Annotated in this window: 25 protein-coding genes; 10 read left to right on the forward strand and 15 right to left on the reverse strand. The window is 47.8% G+C overall.

The features are described 5' to 3' along the window. The first annotated feature begins 174 nt into the window (after nt 1-174). The 4 genes from NG795_RS04570 to NG795_RS04585 all read left to right on the forward strand — a co-directional run bounded on the left by NG795_RS04570 (nt 175) and on the right by NG795_RS04585 (nt 2,795). Entirely contained in the window at nt 175-567 is a 393-nt protein-coding gene (locus NG795_RS04570) for a DUF1830 domain-containing protein (RefSeq protein WP_367287484.1), read from the forward strand. A gap of 239 nt (nt 568-806) precedes the next feature. Continuing rightward, nucleotides 807-1,247 carry a DUF4079 domain-containing protein gene (locus NG795_RS04575; RefSeq protein WP_367287485.1) on the forward strand — a complete coding sequence of 147 codons (441 nt, stop codon included), beginning with the start codon at nt 807-809 and terminating at the stop codon, nt 1,245-1,247. Between the two features lie 106 nt (nt 1,248-1,353). Next, entirely contained in the window at nt 1,354-1,932 is a 579-nt protein-coding gene (locus NG795_RS04580; RefSeq protein WP_367287597.1) for a hypothetical protein, read from the forward strand. Between the two features lie 95 nt (nt 1,933-2,027). Beyond that, entirely contained in the window at nt 2,028-2,795 is a 768-nt protein-coding gene (locus NG795_RS04585) for an ABC transporter ATP-binding protein (protein ID WP_367287486.1), read from the forward strand. Nucleotides 2,796-2,837: 42 nt separating this feature from the next. Here the strand turns inward: NG795_RS04585 and NG795_RS04590 are convergent, their stop codons facing one another. Beyond that, nucleotides 2,838-3,620, reverse strand: coding sequence for a response regulator transcription factor (locus NG795_RS04590; protein ID WP_367287487.1), 783 nt, complete (start codon nt 3,618-3,620; stop codon nt 2,838-2,840). Nucleotides 3,621-3,757: 137 nt separating this feature from the next. Continuing rightward, nucleotides 3,758-3,895 carry a hypothetical protein gene (locus NG795_RS04595; protein WP_367287488.1) on the reverse strand — a complete coding sequence of 46 codons (138 nt, stop codon included), beginning with the start codon at nt 3,893-3,895 and terminating at the stop codon, nt 3,758-3,760. Nucleotides 3,896-4,081: 186 nt separating this feature from the next. Between NG795_RS04595 and NG795_RS04600 the strand changes: the two genes are divergently transcribed. Beyond that, on the forward strand, nt 4,082-4,333 hold the full coding sequence (locus tag NG795_RS04600; RefSeq protein WP_367287489.1) for a DUF6761 family protein: 252 nt from the start codon (nt 4,082-4,084) through the stop codon (nt 4,331-4,333). Nucleotides 4,334-4,549: 216 nt separating this feature from the next. Here NG795_RS04600 and grxD read toward each other — a convergent pair whose 3' ends face one another. The 3 genes from grxD to NG795_RS04615 form a co-directional block, all read right to left on the reverse strand. After that, nucleotides 4,550-4,879, reverse strand: a complete 330-nt coding sequence (gene grxD, locus NG795_RS04605; RefSeq protein WP_436836029.1) for a Grx4 family monothiol glutaredoxin — start codon at nt 4,877-4,879, stop codon at nt 4,550-4,552. Between the two features lie 109 nt (nt 4,880-4,988). Continuing rightward, the gene (locus tag NG795_RS04610; RefSeq protein ID WP_367287490.1) at nt 4,989-5,252 is read right to left on the reverse strand and encodes a BolA family protein; all 264 of its coding nucleotides are present in this window, start codon (nt 5,250-5,252) and stop codon (nt 4,989-4,991) included. Nucleotides 5,253-5,503: 251 nt separating this feature from the next. Next, entirely contained in the window at nt 5,504-6,685 is a 1,182-nt protein-coding gene (locus NG795_RS04615; protein WP_367287491.1) for a hypothetical protein, read from the reverse strand. Nucleotides 6,686-6,749: 64 nt separating this feature from the next. Here NG795_RS04615 and NG795_RS04620 point away from each other — a divergent pair, with 64 nt between their 5' ends. Both NG795_RS04620 and NG795_RS04625 read left to right on the forward strand, forming a co-directional pair. Then, on the forward strand, nt 6,750-7,130 hold the full coding sequence (locus NG795_RS04620; protein ID WP_367287492.1) for a hypothetical protein: 381 nt from the start codon (nt 6,750-6,752) through the stop codon (nt 7,128-7,130). A 91-nt stretch (nt 7,131-7,221) separates the two neighbouring features. After that, the gene (locus tag NG795_RS04625) at nt 7,222-9,390 is read left to right on the forward strand and encodes a S8 family serine peptidase (RefSeq protein ID WP_367287493.1); all 2,169 of its coding nucleotides are present in this window, start codon (nt 7,222-7,224) and stop codon (nt 9,388-9,390) included. A 594-nt stretch (nt 9,391-9,984) separates the two neighbouring features. On the opposite strand, the gene NG795_RS04630 is transcribed toward NG795_RS04625, so the two are convergent. Beyond that, the gene (locus NG795_RS04630; RefSeq protein WP_367287494.1) at nt 9,985-10,218 is read right to left on the reverse strand and encodes a hypothetical protein; all 234 of its coding nucleotides are present in this window, start codon (nt 10,216-10,218) and stop codon (nt 9,985-9,987) included. A 13-nt stretch (nt 10,219-10,231) separates the two neighbouring features. Between NG795_RS04630 and NG795_RS04635 the strand changes: the two genes are divergently transcribed. Together NG795_RS04635 and NG795_RS04640 are read left to right on the forward strand one after the other, a co-directional pair. After that, nucleotides 10,232-11,431 carry a CAP domain-containing protein gene (locus NG795_RS04635; protein WP_367287495.1) on the forward strand — a complete coding sequence of 400 codons (1,200 nt, stop codon included), beginning with the start codon at nt 10,232-10,234 and terminating at the stop codon, nt 11,429-11,431. 722 nt (nt 11,432-12,153) lie between these two features. Then, entirely contained in the window at nt 12,154-13,458 is a 1,305-nt protein-coding gene (locus NG795_RS04640) for a CAP domain-containing protein (protein ID WP_367287496.1), read from the forward strand. Between the two features lie 172 nt (nt 13,459-13,630). On the opposite strand, the gene NG795_RS04645 is transcribed toward NG795_RS04640, so the two are convergent. From NG795_RS04645 to NG795_RS04680, 8 genes are all read right to left on the reverse strand, one after another. Beyond that, nucleotides 13,631-14,335 (reverse strand): lysophospholipid acyltransferase family protein, encoded by a 705-nt coding sequence (locus NG795_RS04645; protein ID WP_367287497.1) that lies wholly within the window; start codon nt 14,333-14,335, stop codon nt 13,631-13,633. Nucleotides 14,336-14,707: 372 nt separating this feature from the next. Beyond that, nucleotides 14,708-15,202: a tRNA adenosine(34) deaminase TadA gene (gene tadA / locus NG795_RS04650; protein WP_367287498.1), complete on the reverse strand. Its 495-nt coding sequence runs from the start codon at nt 15,200-15,202 to the stop codon at nt 14,708-14,710. 2 nt (nt 15,203-15,204) lie between these two features. Beyond that, nucleotides 15,205-15,618, reverse strand: a complete 414-nt coding sequence (locus NG795_RS04655; RefSeq protein ID WP_367287499.1) for a thiol-disulfide oxidoreductase DCC family protein — start codon at nt 15,616-15,618, stop codon at nt 15,205-15,207. Nucleotides 15,619-15,693: 75 nt separating this feature from the next. Then, nucleotides 15,694-16,008 (reverse strand): glutaredoxin 3, encoded by a 315-nt coding sequence (gene grxC / locus NG795_RS04660; protein WP_367287500.1) that lies wholly within the window; start codon nt 16,006-16,008, stop codon nt 15,694-15,696. Between the two features lie 101 nt (nt 16,009-16,109). Beyond that, nucleotides 16,110-16,634, reverse strand: a complete 525-nt coding sequence (locus tag NG795_RS04665; protein WP_367287501.1) for a mechanosensitive ion channel family protein — start codon at nt 16,632-16,634, stop codon at nt 16,110-16,112. A 233-nt stretch (nt 16,635-16,867) separates the two neighbouring features. Further along, nucleotides 16,868-19,465, reverse strand: a complete 2,598-nt coding sequence (locus tag NG795_RS04670) for a CHAT domain-containing protein (RefSeq protein ID WP_367287502.1) — start codon at nt 19,463-19,465, stop codon at nt 16,868-16,870. 558 nt (nt 19,466-20,023) lie between these two features. Then, complete coding sequence (locus NG795_RS04675) at nt 20,024-20,614, reverse strand: hypothetical protein (protein ID WP_367287503.1); 591 nt, start codon at nt 20,612-20,614, stop codon at nt 20,024-20,026. A gap of 67 nt (nt 20,615-20,681) precedes the next feature. Continuing rightward, entirely contained in the window at nt 20,682-21,320 is a 639-nt protein-coding gene (locus NG795_RS04680) for a hypothetical protein (RefSeq protein WP_367287504.1), read from the reverse strand. Nucleotides 21,321-21,544: 224 nt separating this feature from the next. Between NG795_RS04680 and NG795_RS04685 the strand changes: the two genes are divergently transcribed. Next, nucleotides 21,545-22,957, forward strand: a complete 1,413-nt coding sequence (locus tag NG795_RS04685) for a helix-turn-helix domain-containing protein (protein ID WP_367287505.1) — start codon at nt 21,545-21,547, stop codon at nt 22,955-22,957. Between the two features lie 179 nt (nt 22,958-23,136). Here NG795_RS04685 and NG795_RS04690 read toward each other — a convergent pair whose 3' ends face one another. Then, nucleotides 23,137-25,005, reverse strand: coding sequence for a ShlB/FhaC/HecB family hemolysin secretion/activation protein (locus NG795_RS04690; RefSeq protein WP_367287506.1), 1,869 nt, complete (start codon nt 25,003-25,005; stop codon nt 23,137-23,139). Nucleotides 25,006-25,115: the final 110 nt, after the last annotated feature.

Raw genomic sequence — 25,115 nt, forward strand, 5'->3', positions numbered from 1 at the left:
AGGGGGATCGATAGGTTTCATCAGCATACCTTAACCCTGCAATTTTCTATTTTTAATGAAAAATTTTACTATATTCTCTTCAGTTGGTAGTCGCGTTTACAGCTTGCGGGGATCGGCTGGTGTTACGGTTAGAGGGTATAAAGTTTTTTTTGGAAAAAACTCCTCATAAAGGTTATGGCTCAAATCCTCGATCCCATTCCGGCTGACCGCCAAGGTCAAATTCTGTGCTGCTATGTCAATGCGACGAGTAAAATCCAGATTGCTCGGGTCAGTAACGTTCCCAACTGGTATTTTGAGCGGGTTGTGTTTCCCGGTCAACGTCTTGTTTTTGAGGCGTTTCCAGAAGCCCTGTTAGAAATTCATACGGGGATGATGGCTAGTGCTATTTTATCGGATAAGATCCCCTGTGGACGCCTCCGAGTCATCGATGAGAGTGATCCCACTCCGTCTGCTCCTGCACCAGCTCGGGAGGAAATGTCCAACCGTCCCCATAGAAATCCCACCATTGATAATAAAGGGATAGTCTTAAGTGATCCATTCTCGATGACGGCTTTAACGTCGGTTTAATAAGATGAAGATAGGTAGGATTTGAGGGGTGACAGTGTTAATAACGCGGCCACCCTCTATCATTTAATAAGTTAGGTCCTTGGGTGAAAAACAAGGAATCAAAAATAAAGGATCAAAAATAATGGGGCTTGCACCTATTCGGATGAACGGGTGTTAAGGTTAAATTTGACTGGGATGAGTATGGTGAAGGGTATTCACTGTAAACAAACCAGTTAGGCCACTATTTAGGATAAAAGTTTGTGGATCTGCCTTCTTTCCTCTGGTTGTGGAAAATCGCAGCCTGGTCAATGGGTTTTTCGATACTGGCCTACAGCTTACTCGCGGTGAGTGGGCTGTGGATGTATGGTGCGCGCCTCGGGCGTAAACCGCGAGGACGAATTTTGGTGCGATCGCTCCACTATGGTTTCGGGATCACGCTCGTGGCCCTAGTCTTGCTGCTCTTGGCGGTCGGGATTGTAGGGACCCTGGGACATTATGGGTCCCTGGGTCATTCGGTCCATTTAGGGGCGGGGTTGTTGGTGGTAGGACTGGTCGTGCTGTCGGCTTGGAGTGCAAATCAGATTGCTCCCGGGCGTCCCTGGGCGCGATCGCTCCACATCACCACCAATGCTATTTTATTTGTGGCATTGGCTTGGGTATCCTGGACGGGTTGGACCGTGGTGCAAAAATATTTACCTTAATCCGTTATGATGCCATCGGGTCTGGGGGACAACTCCTATCAAATCTCGGTAAATTTTCAACGAGTCAATTTTTTTAACAATAAAAAGGGTCGTGTCAATAGAACCAATCGGCGATCGCGCTGAACCTCAAACTGAACTCCAAGATATAGAAGTCCGGGAATTTCGGATTTCCCCCATAATTCGAGTCACCCTGTTGAGCTTATATATTGCCCTGACGGTGCCTTTACCGTTTTTGTCCGAAGCTACCGGCGCACCGATTTCTCCGGGGGTGCTGTGGGTGGGATTGGCAATGGGGGCGGTGGCGGTGTATGGGGCGCTCAGTGAAAGGGCGATCGCCAATGCTGAAGGCATACAAGTTACCTATCCCCAGTGGGTTCCCCGGGGTATCCGTAAGGGCTGGATGTTGCCCTGGAATGAGGTAGCGGCGCTCAAACCGCGCACCACCGGACAGGGGGGGCTAGTGTACTATTTTGTCAGTAAATCCGGCCAAGGGTATCTGCTACCGATGCGGGTGGTCGGGTTTTCCGAGTTGGTCAAAATTGTGGAAGCGAAAACTGGGATTGATACCCGGGATGTGCGTCCATTAGCCCAACCTTGGATGTATTTTATTTTGCTGGGATTTACCCTGATGTTGCTGTTGATGGATGCTTGGACGATCGCCACGGCAATCAACCTCGGCAGTTAAACGGAGGGCCAGGTTCAGTGATTTCTAACCGGGAGAACCGGCATGGAGATAGACTGGAACCGATGGATTCTTCATAAGAAAAAGATTTAAAACCCTTGCCAATAGAACAAAATGCTCAACTGCGGCTGGATCAGGTCAGCCTGAACGCAGCGATCGCAGGGGCGAGGATGGAAAAACCCATCCTGAATGAGATTTGTTTTGACGTTTACCCAGGCGATCGCCTTGCCATTGTGGGTCCCTCTGGAGGGGGAAAAACCTCTCTGTTACGACTGATTGCTCGACTCATCGACCCCAGCCGTGGCACGATCTATCTGGATGGACAAGATTACCGAAAAATTCCGGTCTTGGAACTGCGTCAGCAAGTGACCCTAGTTTTGCAAGAGTCAAAACTCTTAGGCATGACCGTCCAAGCGGCGATCGCCTATCCCCTGAAACTGCGTGGAATGAAATCCCCCCAGATTCAGGAGAGAGTCTCGACTTGGATGGATCGCCTACACCTACCTACCGAATGGCTGGAGCGAACAGAACTGCAGCTATCGGTAGGACAGCGGCAACTGGTGGCCTTATGCCGCGCCTTAGTCATTGAGCCTTCGATATTGTTACTAGATGAACCGACCTCCGCCTTAGACGTGGGTCGCGCTGAGCACCTCCTACAAGTTTTAGCTGAAGTGGCCCTGAACACGGAGACGACTCTGATTATGGTCAATCACCAACTCGACCTCGCCCAGCAGTTTTGCAACCGCTTATTGTATTTGCACAAAGGCACCCTCTTGGAGGACCTGCCCGAGGAGCAGATTGACTCAGCCCGGTTGCGATCGGCGATCGTCCAAGCGGAAGCAGAGGCTGCCTCAGAATGGGAATGAGTTGAGGGAATTAACCTCGGACCTTTTAGGCGTCAAGGGAGTCTAGCCCCGAGAGAGTGGAACCGCGCCGACTGGAGTTAATTGACGCATCAGGGTTTTTTTCCCCGTCGTTTGTTCCGGTTGTTGGGCGGGCGTGGCGTTGAGGATTTCAGTATTCAAGCGATAGCCCACATTGCGGACCGTTTGAATCAGGCTAGGTTGTCGGGGGTCAGTTTCGATTTTTTTCCGCAGGGAGAGAACATGAGTGTCAATCGTGCGGGGATTATCAATGGCATCCGGCCATGCTCGGCGGAGCAGTTCCGGACGGCTCATGGGCAGGCCCCCAGCTTGAGCGAGGACGTACAGCAGACTAAATTCTTGGGGCGTGAGTTCGATCGCGTCCTCTTGATATCGAACCCGGCGCTGGACTAAATCAATTTGCAGGTCGCCATAGTCTAAGCTGGCCGGTGGCGTCATTCGGCGATGACGGCGGACAAGGGATTCGACTCGGGCGAGAAATTCCTGCATCCCAAAGGGTTTTTTCAGGTAGTCATCGGCTCCTGATTTCAAGCCTTCTACAATATCGGATTCGGTATTGCGCGCAGATAAAATTAAAATCAACGTTTCTTGCTGCTGGTAGAGCCAGCGGCAAAATTCCAGACCATCGCCATCGGGTAATTCGTTGTCAAGGATGACTAGCGTTGGATGGCGATTATAGAAGATTTCTCGGGCATGACGGATGTCCGCTGATTGATAAACCCCATATCCTACTTGCTGTAGGTGCCACCCTAACAGCGATCGCAGATGAGGATTGCCTTCCACAATTAAAATGCAAACAGATCCCACAACTGAGTTGTTTCCTTCACGTCGGTGGAATTTAGGTTACCAAACCTTTTGTCAGGGTTTTGTAACTTCCGCTACCCTGAGTCCCCCGCAAATGTTAAGGAATTCCAAATAAACTGACCCTTTAGGTAGAAATTCCGTCAGGCGGGCGATCGCAATGCCACAATCGCCCGACCCTTAGAGAAAATGGCAGTAAAATAGGAGTAGGGCAGTGCGGCGGTGCCACCCCAGGCCAGTTTTCCTGAAGGCTCCCCATGAGAGCCAGAGGGTTCCCTCACCCAGCGCCCAGGCTCCAAGAGGGTCTGAGCGTGAGGGTTCAGACCCGTTGAACACCTTCTTTATCCATCTGGCTCCGGGAGTATCAACCCCCAAGATTGGAACAAAAGGAAATGCTCCGGTTCAAGGAAAATAGATTGGGATCACCCGATTAAGTCCTGACTTTTACACCATGCGAGGTTTTAATTATGCTTCAAGATACTGCAACCATTCGCCATTATCAAAAACTCACGGACTCCTTAGTGGATATGTGGAATCGAGGATATCGCCTGGATGATCTGCGCCTTTATTTAGAGGGGTATATTGCCGCTATGCGACAAACCAATACCATCGAAGCATTTCATATCCACAGGTTTGAGGAAGAGGCGATTCGATTTCTCCATGATCCCTCTAATTTTGAGCTGGTCCCCCAGCCCCAACCGGAAACGGGGTACTATTGACAAGGGCCTTGGGAATTTGACCTTTCATCGGGCAAGAGCAACCAGCATCATAGCGCGATCGCTATTGATGCTTGGGGGTCTTACTCTCAGTATTAATAAATTTTATTCGATTGATTTATGTCAGTTATCCATTAAAAAGGGCTTGGATCATCAAGCCCTTTTTAAATTTAAAATTTAACCGTTTAACCCCACGGGTAAACCAGAGAATTGCACCGATTAGGAAGCCAGAGCGACTTCAACCATCTGTTGCAATTCACCACTTTGATAGAGTTCGATCAGAATATCCGAACCGCCAACAAATTCACCATTAATATAGACTTGGGGAATCGTGGGCCAGTTGGAATAGTCTTTGATGCCCTGACGAATCTCATAATCGTCCAGAACGTTAACCGTGTCGTAAGGAACGCCCAAAGTATTGAGAATCTGCACCACATTGTTGGAAAAACCACATTGAGGCATCAGTTTGGTCCCCTTCATGAAAACAGTAATTTTGTTACGGTTTACGATATTGTCGAGTCGCTCTTTGAGTTCTGGAGTGATAGTCATGATGGGTGTTCGTTAAGGTAAAAGATGGATTGTTACTGTGCAAATAAGGGATACCGGAGTACCCGCAGGCGATCGCCTTCTTAATAGCGGATTGGACGACCCAGCCTAGTTATGAGACGGCCCCAGAGACTTGACTCCAAGCCTCCGGAGTATAAGTCTTCATGGTTAGCGCATGGATCGCCTCTGTGGACATAGCCTCTTGTAGAGAACCATACACCAACTGATGTTGCCGCACTCGGGGTAGTCCTTCAAAGTGGGACGAAACGACGATGACCTGATAGTGATCTCGGGTGCCTGTCAAATCTTCAACCGTCACCTGAGCATCCGCCAATTGTGCCTCGATCATTGCCTTTACCTGATCCGGGCTAACCATTCTTGCTCCTGTTCCTCTTTATCTATCTTAATAGTCTAATTTAATTGTAGAAGGGAGAACATCCAGGCTCAAGGGTCAAACCAGGGCCTAGATTCACTGAAAGCTTCTAAAACATCAGTACAGCATCACAGACAAGGCCCAATCAAGGGGAGTTTTGACCCATTCTTGGCTCCATTCTTAGCAGAAATAGGGGTGAAACAACCCAGGCTGTCTGGCCAATTCTGTACCGGCATCCTCAGCAATCTCGCCGGTTACCGAACCCCCGAAGAACTTTGGCGTCCTCCCGGAAAGGGCGAATCCACAAAACCCAACTCCCACAATTGCTCGTAGGCTTTTTTCCCCAACTCTCGCGTGGGTTGCTGGGACCGGATAATCTGAATCAACAAAGGCACAGCCAAAGCCGGTTGATTCTGCACCCGGTGCACCAGGGCCAGTTCGTAGGTTGCCAAATCACGCATTTCAGCAGTTTCCGCAGCCAGGATCCGATGGGTTTCTGCCGTGGCGTTATCGATGCCCGCAAAACTGGTGAAAAGCTGCTGATAGAAATTAGAAAGCTGATTGAAAATTTCCCGAGAACGTTGCAACTTGCTCACCGCTTGTTCATACTGTTCCGCACTGGCAGATTGTCGAGCTTCTTCCATCAACCCATTTGCCGCCTGTATGCTTAACAGACCCGTCTGTTGCGCTGGGGTGGTGGGTTCTTCCGGGGAGACTTCAGGGGCGGCTTCCGCGTCGGCAGCGATCGGTTCCTGGACGATTTGCACAAAGCCGATGTCACTTAATAACTGATACGCTTGGCGACCCAGTTCTCGGGTGGGCTGTTGAGACCCCACAATCTGAATCAGTAAGGGGACCGCGAGATCGGCTTTATTTTGGGCGCTATGAACCACCGCCAACTCGTAACTCGCCTCGTCCCGCATTTGGGCGGTTTCTGCTGCCAGGGTGCGATGACTGTTGGCAATCCGGTTATCAATCCCGGTAAAGCTGGTGTAAAGCTCTTGGTGGAAATTGGAAAGTTGATTAAAAATCTCTCGGGACTGTTGCAGTTTGGTCACCGCTGGTTCGTACTCTTGAGCAGCAGCCGATTCTTTAGCTTCTTGGACTAAACGCTGCCCTGCCTCCATGCTCAGTAAGGTGCTATCGGCAGCGAGTCGGCGCAAATCCTCCGGGTCTGACGGTGGGGTAACCGCCTCCGGTTGGGGAATGGATTGCGGCGTTGGCTGCGATGGGGATGTGGCCCCCCGCTCCGTTGGCGTTGGCCGGGTTAGGGTTTCGTTTGGCTGACCGGAGGGCTGTAATCCATCTAATCCATCGGGTTGGGACTGTTCTTGCGCCCGAATGGGTAGGGGAGACAACAGGATGAATCCTGCGATCAGGGTTACAGACAATAAACCCGCAAAACCGCGCGGGGGAACTTTTACAGCAGATCCCATAAAGTACCTTTGTGTGTGGGGAGAACACCAGAGCGATAAAAACTTTAGGTATCTTAACATTGCAATGTCCCGGGTTGTGGAGGAAACTGGAAATGGGAATAATCTCAGGGACGATTGTCCTCAGTTAAGGTTAGAAACCGGGTTTCTGCAACAGATTAGTTTCTCTTATGCAGAGATTTTGTCAACCAACCTGGTTTCTTGTCCCTGCGGGGCCATTTACCTCTGGATTCAAGACGGCACCCAGGTCTTAGGCCCCGTCAAGTCGAGGGTCCCAGAGTGGCTGGGGGAAACCCAAGGCCCTGGTGGATCGATTGAACCTATTTTACTCATTCAGCCTTTCCTTTCCCAGTCGGTAAACATTTTCCGGCAGTTGGACCGATCGCCCCCACCCTTGTCTTCAGAAATTCCCAATTACGGACAGCGCTGTACAGGAGCGATCGCCTAACGCCCCCCACCGGCAATCTTACTGATTTATCCGTTAGCTAAATGAATAAAACCCATTAGCGAATAGATCAATCAGCGAAGGAATACATCCAATGACTGGTCCAGTTTATCGGTCAGATGCCTCTGAATCCAATCCCGTCGGAATTGGCGTATCCGATCAAAGTCTCGGAATTCTCCTGCAACGAGGCGGTGAAGAATTACTCCTCTTAAAACTCAGCGATCGCTTTACCGTCCGCCCCCTAGAACCCAATACCCCAAAAGATTGGTTCAGCCAAATTCCCGCCACCCATAAACAACAACTACAAAACACCCAGTTAGAAGAATTTATCGTAGACGAGGCAGGCGACCTCGAAACGGTCATGACAAAGGTGCGAAGCTTACCGGAAGTTGCCTTTGTTAGTCATGTCTATACCGTAGATAATAATCCACAAATGCGGGTTTACCTCACCGATGAGGTCACCATTCAATTTGCCGAAACCGTAGACGAAACCCAACGGCAGGCGATCGCCGATGCCGTACAACTAGACCTCGATAAACCCGTTTACGGCATCCCCAACACCTTTATTAGTTATGTTCAGCGGACTGCTACAGAAAATCCCATCAAAATTGCCAACCGGCTGATGCGAAAATCCGAGGTTCTCACCGCCGAACCCAACATCGTCATCACCACCCAAAACCACTATCTGCCTCGCTCGCCGTTGTATCCGAAACAGTGGTATTTACAGAACAAAGGAGGCCGCGACCTCGCCCCGGGTTCCCATATTGAAGCGGAAAAAGCCTGGGATATTACCCGAGGCATCCGATCGGTCGTGGTTGCCATCACCGATGATGCGATCGACCTCAATCACCCGGATTTCCAAGGTCCCGGTAAAGTCGTCGCCCCCAGAGACTTTAAACGCAAAAACTTTTTACCCCTCCCGGAAGGAGAATCAGACAACCACGGGACCGCCTGTGCAGGAGTCGCCGTTGCCGAAGAAAATGGCGTTGGTATTGTCGGGGTTGCTCCCGGTTGCGCCCTGATGCCGATCCGGACCACGGGCTATCTGGATGACGAATCCATCGAGCAAGTCTTTGATTGGGCCATGACCAAAGGAGCCTCAGTCATTTCCTGTAGTTGGGGGGCTTCTGCGGTCTATTTTCCCCTCTCTTTGCGTCAACGGGCCGCCATTACCCGGGCCGCCACGGAAGGACGCAATGGCAAGGGTTGTGTGATTGTCTTTGCCGCAGGCAATGCCAACCGTCCCACCAGTGGCACGGTGAACGAGAGTGGTTGGCCGAATAACCTACTTAAGGGGTCGGTCAAGTGGCTGAGTGGGTTTGCGGTCCATCCTGATGTGATTACCGTATCTGCTTGCACCAGTCTGGCTAAAAAGGCTGCCTATAGTAACTGGGGTCCCTCTATTTCCGTCTGTGCTCCAAGCAATAATGCACCCCCGGGAATGTGGATTCAAGAAATGGGTGCGGTGAATACGCCTCCAGAGATTAAGGGGTATTTAACCGGGTTGGGCGTTTTCACGACCGATCGCACAGGGTCTCATGGTTACGATTCCGGAGATTATACGGGCTTTTTCGGTGGGACCTCCAGTGCTTGTCCGGTGGTGGCGGGGGTAGCGGCATTGGTCCTCTCGATTAATCCACACTTGACTGCCGGTCAGGTTAAGCAAATTTTGGAGCAAAGTGCGGATAAGATTATCGATCCGGATATCGATATTCAACTGGGTAATCGCTTTGGCACTTACGATAGTAAGGGTCATTCTCAATGGTTTGGCTATGGGAAGGTGAATGCTTATAATGCGGTCCGACGAGCACAGCGGCTGTTGACGATGCCGATGCAGGTCACGCGCCAGATTAAAGGCCAGAATAGCCGTCAGCAGGCGATTCCAGATTTTCAAAAGAATCAAGCGGGTTTATTTCCCTTGAATCTTTTTAGCAGCAGCGATCGCCCGGGATTAATCAGCGAAATTTCCATTGCCGACCCGAGTGCGGTTGCGGATATCCGCGTCACGGTGGATATCCAACACAGCTATCTGGGGGACTTAGAAGTTTATTTAATTGCGCCCACTGGTCAGATGGTGCAATTACAAAGCCGGACTTTGGGCAATCAAACTCGCTTGAATACGACTTACTCCCTACAAACTACTCCCACCCTCCGCCAGCTTTGCAATCAGTCGGCTCAGGGGTCTTGGAAGTTGTGGGTCAGAGATTGTGTTCCCGGAGATACTGGGTCGCTGAATAGCTGGGATTTGACTTTGGCCGTTTAATCTCTGTTGAATAAAAGAGCAAGGGGGAGAAGTGGCGTTTCTGGCTGCTTCTCTCCCTTTTTCATGGGTTGGTGAACTTCCCCAGTCTGAAGTAGGGGCAAGTACCTGAACGGTACTGATCATCTCCCGTTATATCCTCGACCAGGATACGGAAGTTTTAAGGGGGTTGAAAATGGCTCAGAGTGATTCCGGTTGAGGCGATCGCCCAGAAAATTCTCTCCCGGTCGGATTCTTTTAGCAATGATGCCGTTGTTTAAGTGCGATACTGTTAAACTTTACTCACAACTTACAAACATCTTCCGGGAGTCTCTATTGCTTTTCTAGGCATGAGTTAAAGAATGGGTACTTGTGTATCACTTGTCTGTGATCACGATCGCTGATTTACGAGATCCCCATCAATTTCATTTTGCAAATCAAAAATGAATATAAGCAGGGTTTGATAGTTCCCAGCTTTAACAAAGCTTTATATATTTACTATTGACACGCCTGATTTATTCACTTAAAGTAGAAACAAGAGCTACAAAACCGCTCAAAGACACAGGATTTTAGGGAGATGTTTACAGGAATGATAGTTCTCACCGCTCTAGCGTAAAACTAGCGCACAATGGTCGCAACAGTTCCAGCCCACCCGGTGAAAATTAAACCGTAAACCCCGTTGCCATAGAATTTTGGGTTGACATTCCGCACAGATTCCACCGACTCACTCGTTTCCCCCATATCACTTGAGGAACGGGAGCGTTTAGCTTGACCATTTTTTTCCGAACCGACCGGGGTTAAGTTGGCAGATTCATTGCCACTCAACCGTTCCAGGCGGCGGAGAGTGTACACCAGGAGTAGATAGATGACTTCAGCATTTCTCAATCGTGTTGTTGAACTGACCAACGTAGAGCGAGCACAACAGGGTTTAGCCCCCCTCACGTTCAATCCGCAGTTAGCGGCGGCAGCACAAGTCCATAGCGCCAATATGGGAATGCGCGATTTTATGGCCCATAATGATCCTGTGGATGGAACCAAACCAGCCGATCGCGTCACGAATCAAGGGTATAACTACCAGACTGTGGCTGAAAACGTAGCGGGGGGTCAGCTGACACCGGAGCAAGTGGTCATCGAATGGATGAAGAGTCCCTCACACCGGGTCAATATCCTCAATCCCACGGTGACGGAAATTGGGGTGGGCTATCATGTTCAGGAAAATGATACGGGTAATGTCAACTACTCCCATTATTGGGCCCAGGTTTTTGCGACTCCGATGGAGGCCCCGCCATCAGGACCCCGGCCTCAAACCCATACTCCCACCCCGCCTCCAACCGACGGAATTACCCTAATTTCTCAACCCTTAACACCCAACAGTCAGGGATTTTTTGACCTCACAGCCAATGTTGATCGAGTTCAACTGGCTCCAGGGGCGCTGAATGGCTACCAATTGGGATTGCGAGCATTAGATGGAGATGATATCATCATCGGTTCGGCTGAGGGGGAAGCCATCAATGGGAACGGTGGTCGCGATCTCATCTATGGAACCGGCGGAAATAACTCCCTACGGGGTGGGAAAGGCGAGGATAAGCTGTTTGGTGGCACTAACAATGACATCCTCAACGGCAACAATGATAATGATGTTGTCTTTGGCGGGGAGGGCAACGATACCGTCCGGGGAGGTAAAGGCCATGACCATTTATACGGTGAAGGCGGCGATGACGTTTTAATCGGCGATTTTGGTGCGGATGTTCTGAATGGAGGGGCAGGGGCCGATTTGTTTGTTCTCCGTCGTGACACAGTTGTTGGGGTGGTTGACCCGCTAGAAGCCGACTATATTACCGATTTTAACCGGGCCGGGGGCGATCGCATCGGCCTGACCGATGGGTTAACGGTAAACGATATTACCTATCAGCGCTTCGTGGATGTGGATAACAATAGCATTCCTGATGCATTAATTCAAATCAACAGCACGAATGAAATTTTAGGGATTGTTTTAAATACCAATCCCCTGGAGTTAAATGGAATGTTTCAAGCGGTCTCCTCGGACATCTTGACGACGGGCTAAGGGATTCCGCTTAAATCTGAATTACTTGTCTCGGGTGGTTTCTTGGCCACCCGATTTGTCTTGGCCAGAAAAATTGAGGTCTAAGGGTTTCCCGGTTAAATTATGCCATCCAAATAAACCCGAGTTGTTGCGTTAAAATAATTAATTTAATATTTTCTGAATAGAGACTATTGAAAAACGTCAAACCGATGGGTAAAATCTTTATTCCTGTATTGATTGTTACCCAAAGACTTACTCCTTAAGGATTTTTATCGAAAATTTCCGGTAAACTTTGTTCAATTTTATCTGGCAAATTAATAATAGATGGGCGGATTTTAGGTTTACCCGCTTTAATAAATCTTTATATTTTTAGAGTTGACACGCCTGATTCATTCAGTTAGATTAGGAGTGCGATTTACCAAAAAACTGCATCGAAACAGGGTTAGAGAAGGATTGTCAGGGTTATTATCCTTCTGTGCAGGGCTAGATTAAGCAGGGGCAAACTATTCCCCCAGTTCAACGGACATCGAAATCGGTAATTTTTTCAGAGATATTTTCCTGAATACAGCACTTCTGGGTGAAATCTAGTCCAGGTTTAGAAAAACACTCCGACAGCCCTACCAAGGGGTGAACGGGAGTGTTTAACCTGAAAATTATTGTTCCAACTGCTGCAATTTGAGTAGCAATTGGTTGCACCTACCGGGTCTAGGAAACAGAATCATAAACCAGGAGTAATCAGACAGATGAATTCAGAATTTCTTAAGCGTGTTGTCGAACTCACCAATGCAGAACGGGCGCAACGCGGTTTAGACCCCCTCACGTTCAATCCGCAATTAGCAGCGGCAGCACAAGTTCATAGTGCGAATATGGGAATGCGGGATTTTATCGCCCATACCGACCCGGTAGATCGATCTAGTGCAGCCGATCGCGTCATGTCGCAAGGGTATGATTATCGGACCGTTGCTGAAAACGTCGCCGCAGGTGAACCGACACCGGAGCAAACGGTCCAGGGATGGATGGATAGTCCCTCACATCGCGCCAACATTCTTAGTCCCGCTGTCACGGAAATTGGTGTAGGCTATCATTTTCAGGAAAATGATACCGGCAATGTCAACTTCTCTCATTATTGGACCCAGGTTTTTGCAACCCCAATGACGATTGCCACACCCGCGAGTAATCCGGCATCGGCAGGACCCCAAACCTCAACTTCAACACCACCTCTACGAGAGCAAGACGCTCCGATTTCTGACCCTTTACCCCCCAACCCTCAGGTATCTCGACGACCCGAAATCCCGGCTTTTGCACCCCCTCCCACCGTGGGAGTCACCCTGATTTCTGAACCCTTAACCCCAAACAATCAGGGATTTTTTGACCTGGTTGGGAATTCATCGGTGGTTCAACTGGCTCCAGGGGCGCTGAATGGCTATCAATTCGGACTGCGGGGATTAGCGGGAGATGATATCATCATTGGTTCGACCGACGGTGAAGTGATCAATGGGAATCAGGGGCGCGATCGCATCTATGGCACCGGCGGAAATAACTTACTGCGCGGAGGAATGGAGGATGATACAATCGTTGGGGGCGATGGCAATGATACCATCAACGGGAATCAAGGGAATGATGCCATTTTTGGCGGCAATGGTCAGAATCTGCTGCGGGGAGGTCAAGGCAATGACTCTTTATACGGTGGATCTGCAAATGACGTTTTAATTGGTGATTTTGGTACCGATGTTCTCACCGGGGGGACCGGGGCTGATTTATTCGTCCTCCGTCGCGATACCGCTGTTGGGGGGACTAATCCCCTAGAAGCTGACTCTATTACCGATTTTAACGGGGCCGAGGGAGACCGAATCGGCTTAACTAATGGATTGACGGCGAATGACATTACCTATGAGGCGATTATGGATATGGATAACAATGGGATGAATGATACAGTCATTCGCACCATTGACACCAATCAGATTTTAGGGGTGGTTTTAAATATCAATCCGTCAGATTTGAATGGGATGTTTGTATCCGTATCCCCGGAGATTTTAGCAACGGGTTAAGGAGTGTTGTCTCACTTGACGCCACTATCCTAAGTCGGTAAGCATCCTTAAAATGAGGCCAACCGACTGTAAGAATATTAGAGTAGTCCTCTTGGGTGGTTACGGAACCACCCAATTCTTGTCATGAATAAAAGGGTTTTTAGGCGTTTTCAGGAGTCAGGAGAGAAGGTTTTCACCTAGGACCTTGACCGATCGCCCGCAATGCTGTTTCTAAATCGGCGGTCAGTTGATTCCCGCTTTCTTTAGGCCGGTCTAGGCAGTAGTGACACACTTCTAAGGGAGGAGCAATGGTAATTTTCACCTGGCATCGCCACTGGGGGATAGTTGGCTGATATTCCAAATTTATCGGCACAATTTTCACGCCTAAATTAGGATGGAGGGATTCCGCTTGAATCGCCAGTCTTGCTAATCCAGGTTTAAGCGGATGAAGGTCACGATCGTGAAAAATCGCACCTTCGGGAAAAATTGCTAACATTTCACCCGCTTCCAGGAGTTCGACGCCATGCCGCAAACTTCCAATTCCCGGACGTTTTCTATCAATGGGAAATCCACCCAAACGAGGAATTAACCAACCGGCAATTCCTTTAAATTCATCAATAGAGACCATATAACGTAAGTCCCGTCCGGTAATATGTCGCCCTGCGGCATAGGCGACTAAAATCCCATCCCACCGCGATCGATGGGTTGGGGCGAGGATAGTGGGTCCGTTGGTGGGAATATGTTCTTGACCGATGACTTCAATCTCTTTAAAGTAGGCAGGGAGGACGATAAAACGACCTAATGGATACAAAGCACTGGCTAACCAAGGGGAAATTTTAGAATTCACCGATGGATTTTTTTCGGATTGGATAGGGGCTTTAACGAGGGAAGTTTGCATGACTTTGGGTTAAGATTTAAGATAAAAGAGAGAAAAAATTAGGTTCAATTGCGGGTTAATTTGAATTTAATCGGGGAATTTAGAAAACCTGTGCTAAACTCTTATGAGTTGAATTTTTCTATTGTACTGGGATTGTTCCAGGCACAGGGGGAGAGTATGGACAGTTTGTAGATTGTCCTAGGGCGTCGGTATCGTAAAGGTTAGAAACCGGGTTTCTTGAGAAAATCTTCGGCAATGTCCCAGGAATTTGGGCTAGAAACCCGGTTTCTTGTGGTTGGGAGTTCAACCTCTATCCACGACCTCGGGGGAACTTCAGATAGAATCCAGTCTGTATGACGCGGATTTGGTTCAGGTACTTTGAGCTATCCTAATTTAGGATTTTGGGTCGGGAGACTGTCGGCGTTGAGAGAACCAGGATTGTAATTGCTCTCGACAGGGGGATTCCAAGATGCCACCGAGGACGGATAAGCGGTGAAAGGAAGCGGGACTATCGGGGAGGTTGAGGACGGTGCGGATTGCGCCGCTTTTGGGGTCGTCGGCACCATAGACGAGGAGACTGAGACGGGATTGGGCGATCGCACCGGCACACATGGGACAGGGTTCTAGGGTAACATAGAGGGTACAACCATTCAAATGCCAATTTTGTAACACTTGCCCCGCTGCACGCAGGGCGAGGATTTCGGCATGGGCGGTGGGGTCATGGTCTCGTTCTCGACGGTTTTCGGTTCGGGCGACTGCCTTGCCGGAAGGGTCTACAATAATCGCACCAACGGGAACTTCTCCAGCATTTCCGGCAGTTTGGGCAAGGGCGATCGCCTGACTCATCCAGTCCCGATGTATCAGATACTGCGGGTCTTGCACTCCCATGATTAGGTCGGATAATTACAGGTTTCGCAGTCGCCGGGATAGGTGGAGTGATAGATATCGGTGCGTTGTCCAAAGAGTTGATAACGGTTATCGCGGATTTGTTCATAGACGCGATCGCCGGTCCATTTCATCCCGGGAAGTGCGCGATAGGCGCTAACAAATAGACTCCCTCCGGGTAACAAATTCCCCAGTTCTTCTGCGGCATCGCTTCCCTGCCACCGTCGTTCTGGGCGATCGGCATCGATTAAAATCATGCCTTGTTCACAGTCTTTTGGCGTGATGCCTAAGCGGGAGAGACTGTTTTCATCCTGCATGGGAATATAGCGAAAAATATCTCCTTTGTCAAAGGTTTCCAACAGTTGGACTACGCTTACACAGAGATTGCATTTGCCGTCATAAATGAAAAAATAGGTCATGGTTTTTGGGTTTTGGTTAACTTGGAAGACAGATTTTAAATAGAGTTCATCTCGGGATGAATCGAACCCCTTAAATTAATTGGGGGCCAGGATTAAGAGGGGATCTAACTGTGCTTTGGCATCGAGTTCATACAGGTCATCACATCCCCCGATATGGCGATCGTTAATAAAAATCTGGGGAACGCTGCGGCGTCCATTGGCCCGGTCTGCCATTTTCACTCGGGCGGCACCATCTCCATCAATTTTATATTCGGTGAATTTGACCCCCTTCCACATCAGGAGAACTTTAGCCCGAATGCAGTAGGGACAGGTTTGCCAAGTGTAGATTTCCACATGGGCTTTGATGTTTTCCGGGTGACGCCCTAACAGGCGATTCAGGAAGTTTAGCATTGTTTTGAGGGTTTAGATAGGGGAGGGAAACGGTTACAGGGTTAGAAGTATTTGGAGATTATATCATAATTTTTAGACGATAGCCAGATTTTTATTTTAAATCAGTAAATTTTGGTGATAATCTTCACTCCGCAATCTTGGATAATGCAGATTGTGTTGGTGAATAAATAAGAATTGGGGATTAAGATGGTTTTGCCTTCTCCTTGGAGGGTCGTGTAACGTAAATCAATATCAATGACGGTTCCTTCAAAGTTGCCGACAGAAATGCGATCGCGACGGCGGAAGGGACGATAAATTAAAATCAAAGCCCCGGAAACTAGATTCGAGAGGATATCTTTGAGGGCTAATCCCACAGCAAATCCAGTTAAACCTAACCCGGCAATCAAGGCAGAAACATCAATCCCTAGGGTTCCCAGTGCAGTAACAATCCCGACAATCCAAACGGTGCTAATGAGGGTTTGTTCCAGCAATTTTAGCGCATCCAGACTCAAATTACTGGTGGTAGTGAGGCGGCGAATCAGCTTTCGCAACAAGGCAGCGGCAATCCAAAAACTGATGATAATCAGCAGACTGCCAGCGACTCGGGGTACGTGGATAATAATCAGGTTTAATAACGGGTTTAGCATTCTTCTGAGTTCCAATCCGGAGAGTCTTGGCAGGGGGAGAGGGGTAACCTCTTGGCTGCCAAATTGCCCTAAAATATTGACCTGTTTAACAGAGTCAACCGTTTTCTAAAACGTCGGGAGAGTCAGGTTGGGAAACCCGGGTTTTTACCCCAATTTCTGATTAGGAGTAACCTATTTGGAATAAAAATTGAGTTTCTTGTCCTATTGATTTAATACTCTACCTACCCTCTAGTTTACAGCCAATTTCCCACTAAAACATAAGCTGCCCAATAAATTGGATGTTGATATTCGACCTGATTTAACAGGTTGAGTTGGGCTTGGCGCAAGGCTTCGGATTTAGTGAGATTACCTTCATTCAAGGATTTGTAAAAGTCTATCATCACGGGGACCGTTGCGGCATCATCAATGTACCAGAGGGTTGCCAGGGTACTGAGTGCACCGGCGCGAACGGCCATCCCCGCCAATCCCAAGGCGGCGCGATCGTCCCCGGTTGCAGTTTGACAGGCACTCAAAACCAGTAGTTCTAAGGCTTCAGTACCGCTGCGATTTCTCACGCGCAGTAAACTATCTAGTTCATTGACATTGATGCGATCGTCCCAAGCGAGAATAAATGTATCTTCTGCACTAGAACTAAATTGACCGTGGGTGGCGATATGAACGACGGGAAAAGGAGTTTTTAAAAGCTGTTGTTGTAAGGTATCGCGGGTAAATCCGTCATCAATGAGGACGATGCCGGAGAGTGCAGCATTGATTTGTTCAACTTCGATCGCCACATTCGGCAGTTGTGCGAAGCCAAATCGTTCTTCCGTTAAACCGGCAGTTAGGGCTTTTAAACTTTGTCGTTTTAAGGGTTGAGGTTTGTTAAGTTTGAGTCCCGGACTCACGGCGACGCTGTATTTTTCCAACAAAAATTGTTCCCCGTCATATAAGGCAGCCATTGGAATATTTCTAAACAGTCCATCGGGAACAAAGACTAACGTTTTAATGCCACTGTTAGCTAAAGTGTCTTGAATTGGGGCAATTAACCAGTTGTAAACGGTGTTGGCATGAACCCGATATTGCCGAGAAGTGCGAGTTACCAAGCTTCTTCTGAGGGTGATGAGAGTTTGTTCGATTTCTTCTTTGGGTAAGGGGGTGGAATAATGCTGTAACGGTTGATTGGGGAGAGAAACGATCACTTCTAAGCGATCGCCCAAAACGATGGGATAGACGATCGCCGCTGTGAGATCCACCTGTTGTTTATCCAGTTCCACCGCGTTGCTATCCACACAAGCATCGCGAAAAAAGTTATCCAGTTCTGCTAATTTCAAAGATTCGATCGCCTGTAATGCTTTCTGAAGGTTTTCCTGGGAAACCCCCTGACTGGATGTGCGATTAACAGGAGTTGAGGATACGTCTAACAGCAACGCCACTAACTCGCGATAAACAGGTTCGACACTATCGCGAAAAGAAAATTGCACTTCCCGATTGGTGGTGACTAAATCTAGGCGCAAAGACTCCAGAGAGTTAACCGCTTGAGAATAGGCAATCACAGCCCCTGGGCGATCGCCTTGGGCCAGGAGTACGCGCCCCAGTTGCCATTGCCAGCGATAAGCAATATCCACCGCATTGATATATTCCGCCAACTCTAACGCCTGTTGGGTGAGAATTTGGGCTTGCTGCCACTGCCCATCGCGTTCGTATAATTCCCCCAAATTCCCTAATGCATAAGATTCAGCGCGGCGATCGCCTATACTTTTGGCCTGTTGGACCGCTGTTCCTAAGAGTTTAGCCGCTTCGGGTAGGACCGAACTCAGAGATGATTTCCCCTCATGCCATTGTAGCCAAGTTTGTGCGAACTTAATTCGAGCATACACCGCCATCCGACTCGGAGGCAACGCCTCGATTTGGGCTTGGATTTGCGGAATCCAGCTTTGAATCAGGGGTTCAGAGGCAGAATCGCTCAGAATTAGGGGATTTTCAACTAACAGAGAGAGGGCATTGAGACGGGCTTGGACCTGGGTATCTGCTGATTCTGCGTTAGCTGCGGCTTGTTGATACAAGACTAAAGCTGAGTCTACATTTTGGCGGGCGCGAACCGTATTCCCTAACGCGATCGCACTTTCACTCATGGCCCCTGGGGACTGTAACCGTTGGGCAGTCTGTAAACTCTCCCATAAGACCTCCTCAGACTGTTCTAAATCCCCCACCAGGCGTAAGGCATTTCCCAACGCGAGTAAAGCGGTTACTTTGGTATCAGAATCAGTTTCCTGGCCTAACCGGGCTTGGAGTTGTTCTAAGCGAGTCAGCGATCGCCTATACAATCCTAATGCCTGTAAAGCCCGGGCTTGATTAATCATCGCCCGATATTCCCCAGACTTTTCCCCCGCTTGGCGGTAGGCATCTGCCGCTTGTTCCCAAGTTGTCACTGCCGCTTCCGTTTGTCCGAGAGTAAATTCCAATCCGCCTCGGGTATTGAGGACTTGGGCGAGGACCCGCATAGACGAGGGAGAGTCCGACTCACGTTCAATCAAAGCGAGACTTTGAGCGATCGCCGCTTTTGCCTCCTCCCACTCTCCCAATTCCTGCAACGCTGCCGAAAGATTACTCAAAGCAACCGCTTGCTGTAAGCGATTCCCTTCCCCACCGCTGCGATTCGCTGCCGTTTCCCAAATCGCTGCTGCTGCGGAAAACTCCCCGGATTGATAAAGTTGACGCCCTTGTTCAACTAATTCTTCCGCAGTTTGGGCGATCGCACCCAAAGGTAAAGCTAACCAAAACAGACCAACAGATAACAGCAATCCCTGCTTAACGTGCAATAAAGACTTATCTTGGGGGTGTCGCATTTTCATAAACAACTTGGGAGAACTGGACCGTGAAAAATTCTGTATTTTAAATTAGGGGCCTTCAACTCACCAGTTCGTCTATGAACAGGATGACCTATGGACTGGGTTTATTGCCGGTCCATTTTTTTGAGGCCCCCACGAACCACCCCCGAGGGGTTATCCAGAACTTTTCACTGTCCAGTTTACCAGCATGACTTATGGACTGGGTTTATGCCGGTCCATTTTTTTGAGGCCCCCACGAACCACCCCCGAGGGGTTATCCAGAACTTTTCACTGTCCAGGTGCTATTTTAAGTCGTAAAATTCCTCTCCCCCATCAAAACCCCGCAGACCGATTTATTGCCACTACAGCCATTTACTATGAGTTAAACTTAGCTACAGTTGATGCTCAACTTAAAGGCTATTTATGGCTCCAAATACTTAGTTGAGTAAGTCATGAACGGGGCATTTAAAAACCGGGGTTCTTCTCGTAATCTGTCAAAAATTTGGGCAAGAAACATGAGAAACTGGGTTCTTTCCTTGTGAATGGAAGAGATGGCTGCTACCAGCACAATCAATCCAAAAATTATTTAAACCAAGGGTCGCCAGATGTTTTTCCGCAAGCTTTTATATCGACTCGATATGTTGTTCCCTTGTATTTAAATTTTTTTCTTGCTTCCTCAATATCATAATTTCCGCTTGGGGTATAGCCTAAACCCGCCTTGGCTTCTAACCATTTTATTACTTGGTCAATTGCATAATTAAACTCTCCATGTGCGTCATTCTTTAAAGCACTCTTTCCTTCTCTTCTAAGTTTTTCAACAACTTCGATTGCCTCTTTTGCGGTAGGAGGTTTATCATAGTAAAATCCGTTTGCAAAGGCAGATTCTACGGTTTTTTTGCCTGTTTGTAGAGCGCAATTAAAACGATAAGGATTTTCTTCAACTGGTTTTGATGAATTTAATTCTTCTAATTCTTTCTGTATCATAAGTGCATCTTGAGATTTAGTTTTTTTCAAATAAATTTGTTCATATTCTTTTCCTTTTCTATCATTTTTAATCCTTACAGCTTGGGCAGATGTATCCAACATAATATGATAATGGCCTGGTTTGGCCCCAATTTTCTTAAGAATTTGAGAATCTTCTGACAAAAAACGAATTATCCAAGAATTTTTCATGTTTTTAATTATTAACTAATTTCAGGTATTGTTTAGCGTATATTAGTGAAGCATTAACGTATTTTTATTATATTAATGCTTCACAAAGCATTTCCAAGAATTCTTCAATTTCATCCTCAGTTAAGATGTCTTCTAATAAAGCATCAGGATTTTGGCGGAGTTTCATCAGGATTCGCTTGCGGATGTCTAAATCTTCTTTGTTTTTTGTATTTTGAATAACTTGCTCGATTTGGTCTTCGTATTCATCTAATAATTGATTGGATTCTTTTTGACGAAGACTGTCTTTTGATGGTCTTCCTGATGGTTTTGGCAGATCGGGAAGCTTGATTCCTGTACCAAGCAGTAAGTCACCAATCGCAATAAACAGTCCAAATGTTAGCCATGATACGGTAAACATACTCACCCAGGGAAATAAGTACCAATACCACCCAGGATAATACAGTTCTTCTCTACGGATTGAACTTATTGCTACTCCAATTAACCCCCATAAACACATTGCGATTGGCGAAATAAGTAGAATTAGTAAAAAATCTTTTCCTGGATCGGTGCTTCCTGTAGTTACTGTAGCAATATTCAGACCATTCAAAATAGCTGCAATGAAACCCAAGGCGAAACCCTGAGTAATCCAGCTTGTAACAACTCTGGCTGAAAATTTACATCCCTCAGTCAACGGACCAGGAGTGATCCAAGTAAGAATTTTTTCCATTGTTATGACTTAGCTTCAATAAGAATAATCTCAGGCAGCCGTTTGAATAGTTAAACTTGCTGTCATTATTCATTACATAAAAAAGCTTTGTCAAGAACAAAATTGTTCTATTTTGCCGCAAAATTTTACCCCAGGTTACTCAAATTTATCTAAATTTGGACAAAAATGTACCAAAATGTCTAAAAATGTGCTATAGTACACAAAACTCTCCCCGATCCCTAGCCATGAGAAATCTTAAGGAAATTTTAAATCTCGCGGATGAGATAGTCTTTACTCAAACAGGGCAGCACCTCGACGATTTACAAGCAGCGATATTGCAAGGGACTCTGGAACGGAAGGGATATAAAGAAATTGCCAAAGATTTTGGTTATTCTGACAGTAGTGTGAGAAATACGGGAGCAGAATTATGGCGGATACTTTCTGAGGAGTTGGGGGAAGAGATAAATAAGTCCAATTTTTTATCGACTATGGAGAGGTTGCAAAATTCTAATGTTTTTGCACATAATGTTACTGCACATAATGTTACAGATAGTTTTAACATCTGTGGATCAGCGAAATATTCCCCAGAGATTCCCAATTTCTCACAATTTACTAATCAAGAAACATCTAACTCAGAACCATCTCAAACCCCACATCAAGATTTAAGTGAAATGCCAGAGTTAGGTGCTTTTTATAATCGTACTTCTGAACTGGAAACCCTGAAAACCTGGATTTTAGAACAACGTTGTCACCTGATGACAATCACGGGTATTAGCGGCATTGGCAAAACCACCTTAGCGGTGCAACTGGTTCACCAAATCAAAGATGAATTTGAATATGTTTTGTGGTACAGTTTAGCACCATCCCCGACTTTTGCTGAATTTCAAAAACAATTAATTCAGTTTTTCTCTGAGTCAGAAACCGTCGATTTATCTAGGAATAATCGCCAAACCTTATCGCTAATTAAGTATTTGCAAAAATATCGCTGTTTGGTTGTTTTAGATGATGTTCACCACCTTTTCAGTAGTGGTGAATTAGCGGGAAAATATCAACCCGGTTATGAAGAATATCGCTTATTTTTCAAACAAGTCGAACAACTCTCCCATCAAAGTTGTTTGCTGTTAATCGGTTGGGAACCGGCAGTTGTCCTCCCTAAAGTTTCTCCCCAAAAAACGGCCATTTTTGCATTACAACTTACGGGCTTAGATATGACGGCTACAGAAGCAATTCTCAGAGATTACGGATTATCAGAAATGGAGAAATATTCGGCCTTAATTCCCCATTATCAAGGCAACCCTTTGTGGTTACAAAGTGTTGCCCTACAAATTCAGGAGTTGGGGGAATCCGTGACCGATTTATTGCCCGATGATACTATTTTATTGCCGGAAGATTTAAAGGAGGTTTTAGCTCTACAATTTAATCGCCTATCCACCATAGAAAAACAATTGTTATTTTTGCTGGTAAAGGAAAGTACACCCGTTAATTTGGCAAAATTGCTAGAGAATTCCCCCATACCAGCATTGGATTTACGGAATGCCTTACAATCTCTGTTGCGACGTGGTTTAATTGAAAAAATAGATAATCTTTATATGGTTTACCCGGTGCTGAGGCAGTATATAACCCAGAAACCGGGGTTTTCCCAGAAACCCGGTTTCTAAATCTAATAGGATGCCCCAGACCATTTTTTTTGAGGCGCATAGAGTGACACACGAGGGGTTATACAGAACTTTTCACGGTCCAGTTTGGAGAAGCAAAACATGGGAAACCCCTTCATCCAATCCGGGCTAGGAAGCTAGTCCGCACAAGCTACACCCTGCATAGCTGTGGGTTTTTTGGATTAAAACGGGGTAGAGACAATGGAAAAATAAAAGCCTTTTTCTTGCCAGGTTCGATCGCCAGAGGGACTATCTATCAAAGGATACCCCCAATCTAAGCGGGCGCGTAAGCGATCGCCAAAATCAAGCTGTAAACCGAGTCCTGCCGAAGCTAAGGTATTGGGGTCTGGATTGTCTCCATCTCCACTATTCCAAGCGGTTCCCACATCCACAAAGGGGACGACTTGTACCCCAAACCAATTTTGGCGATACAGTGGGATGCGAAGTTCGGCAGAAGCGATCGCCCCATTATCGGTTAAAAGAGCATCTTGGCGATAACCCCGCACACTTTCTAATCCCCCTAACCCAAATTGTTCCAAGGGTAGCAACGACCCCGATGACAATTGGACATCTCCCCGGACTAACAGGGTTGGGGACCGTTGGGGGTCGCTGGTTTCCGAACCGAGAACCCGCAACCATTGTCCCTGTCCCCGCCAACTCAAAAAGCGACTATCTGGGGCGGAAGAATTCACCGTAGCATCAAACCAGCCCACCCCGACATTAAACTGCGATCGGGCCGCTAAGACTTCCCGAGAACTGCGCGCAGTCCATTCTTGAAAGAACCGGAAGGCAGAAATCCGCGTTTCCCCATCGTCATTCGCCCCCGGAGAGAGGGGAAAATTTACCCCTAAAATGGAGGTTTCGCTAGAACGACGGGCGAAGGTCAATCCCATCGCAAATTCCCGGGTGGGACTTTGGATTAAGGGTTGGCGTAAGGTAAATTCAGTATTGCGCGATTTCGCTTCAATATCTACCCGGTCAAAGGGAGGTTCGATAATTTCGCTTTGAGTGCGACCGTGAGAGACACTGAAGGTACCATTGCGGGCATTAATCGGCAGGGTATAGCCCACATCCCACTGATTACTCCCTTCGGTATTGGTGTAGGAGAGATTTAGGGTATCCCCGAACCCGAATAAGTTGCGATGGTAAAGACTCGCTTTCTGGCGGAAGCTGCCAACACTAGGCGATCGCCCGTTATCTAAGACGAACTCGCTGCCAAATGCCGATGCTTCCGTAATCCGTACATCCAGGACATTTTGACCCGGACGAGACCCTGCCGCCAGTTCTGCCGAGATATTTTCAATCCGGGGGTCCAGTTGTAACAAGCGCAAGGCATCGAGGAGTTTGTCAATATTGACGGGTTTTTCCGTGGCGATCGCCAATCGAGAACTAACATAATTGGGACTCAACCGCTGATTCCCCGTCACATTAATTTCTTCTAATCCCCCTTCCACCACCTGAATCCTCACCACCCCATCTTCTAGGGTTTGGGGGGGAATCAACGCCCCGGAAGTAATATATCCCTCCTCGGTGTACCGTTGAGTCACCGCCGTTCTAGCTTGCAACAGTTCCGCAAAGGACAGGGGGCGGTCCGTAAATGGGGCTAAAATCTCCGCCCAGGTTTCGTTGCTGAAGACGGTACTATCGAAAACCTCAAACCGTTGCACCTCAATTGCCCCAGGAATTTCTCCCGTGGGGTCTACTTGCAATGGGGGCGCAGCGGGATCCGTAGTCGGGGGTTGCAGGAGTTCTTCTGGTGGGGGTAGCAACGGAGGGCGTTCCGGTAGCTGGGGGCTACTCGGTGGCAGGGGATTGGGAATTCGCGAGGGATCCGTTAGCGTTCCCGGATTGGTCGTTTGTGCCAAGAGTGCGCCCCCATTCCCACTGAGGAGTAATAACAAGGTTAGGGTTAACCGAAGTAAGCGGGTGGTTTTGCCGGACTCATAAGGGCTCTCACCGGGTTGTAGGGCCAACCCAGATCCGGTGAAAGACGAGGAACTGTTCTGACTTGGGTCGGATCTCGGATGTTGAGGCAGGTTAATGGTTGGCATCGCTAATGAGCTGATGAAATCCAGGTGGATCGAGTTGAGCTTAATGTATCGCAAGATCCGCATTTGTACCTGATGACATAAGCAGGCGGATCCAAAATAGGGGTTTTCAG

The sequence above is a fragment of the Laspinema palackyanum D2c genome (assembly GCF_025370875.1).
GTDB classification, from domain to species: domain Bacteria; phylum Cyanobacteriota; class Cyanobacteriia; order Cyanobacteriales; family Laspinemataceae; genus Laspinema; species Laspinema palackyanum.

Coding starts and splice junctions, on each gene's coding strand:
- grxC (WP_367287500.1), bottom strand. CDS start 16,008: ATGCTAAACTTCCTGAATCGCCTGTTAGGGCGTCACCCGGAAAACATC.
- NG795_RS04610 (WP_367287490.1), bottom strand. CDS start 5,252: ATGGTTAGCCCGGATCAGGTAAAGGCAATGATCGAGGCACAATTGGCG.
- NG795_RS04685 (WP_367287505.1), top strand. CDS start 21,545: ATGAGAAATCTTAAGGAAATTTTAAATCTCGCGGATGAGATAGTCTTT.
- tadA (WP_367287498.1), bottom strand. CDS start 15,202: ATGGGAGTGCAAGACCCGCAGTATCTGATACATCGGGACTGGATGAGT.
- NG795_RS04670 (WP_367287502.1), bottom strand. CDS start 19,465: ATGAAAATGCGACACCCCCAAGATAAGTCTTTATTGCACGTTAAGCAG.
- NG795_RS04615 (WP_367287491.1), bottom strand. CDS start 6,685: ATGGGATCTGCTGTAAAAGTTCCCCCGCGCGGTTTTGCGGGTTTATTG.
- NG795_RS04635 (WP_367287495.1), top strand. CDS start 10,232: ATGACTTCAGCATTTCTCAATCGTGTTGTTGAACTGACCAACGTAGAG.
- NG795_RS04690 (WP_367287506.1), bottom strand. CDS start 25,005: ATGCCAACCATTAACCTGCCTCAACATCCGAGATCCGACCCAAGTCAG.
- NG795_RS04570 (WP_367287484.1), top strand. CDS start 175: ATGGCTCAAATCCTCGATCCCATTCCGGCTGACCGCCAAGGTCAAATT.
- NG795_RS04665 (WP_367287501.1), bottom strand. CDS start 16,634: ATGCTAAACCCGTTATTAAACCTGATTATTATCCACGTACCCCGAGTC.
- NG795_RS04680 (WP_367287504.1), bottom strand. CDS start 21,320: ATGGAAAAAATTCTTACTTGGATCACTCCTGGTCCGTTGACTGAGGGA.
- NG795_RS04620 (WP_367287492.1), top strand. CDS start 6,750: ATGTCCCGGGTTGTGGAGGAAACTGGAAATGGGAATAATCTCAGGGAC.
- grxD (WP_436836029.1), bottom strand. CDS start 4,879: ATGACTATCACTCCAGAACTCAAAGAGCGACTCGACAATATCGTAAAC.
- NG795_RS04655 (WP_367287499.1), bottom strand. CDS start 15,618: ATGACCTATTTTTTCATTTATGACGGCAAATGCAATCTCTGTGTAAGC.
- NG795_RS04625 (WP_367287493.1), top strand. CDS start 7,222: ATGACTGGTCCAGTTTATCGGTCAGATGCCTCTGAATCCAATCCCGTC.
- NG795_RS04675 (WP_367287503.1), bottom strand. CDS start 20,614: ATGAAAAATTCTTGGATAATTCGTTTTTTGTCAGAAGATTCTCAAATT.
- NG795_RS04600 (WP_367287489.1), top strand. CDS start 4,082: ATGCTTCAAGATACTGCAACCATTCGCCATTATCAAAAACTCACGGAC.
- NG795_RS04640 (WP_367287496.1), top strand. CDS start 12,154: ATGAATTCAGAATTTCTTAAGCGTGTTGTCGAACTCACCAATGCAGAA.
- NG795_RS04645 (WP_367287497.1), bottom strand. CDS start 14,335: ATGCAAACTTCCCTCGTTAAAGCCCCTATCCAATCCGAAAAAAATCCA.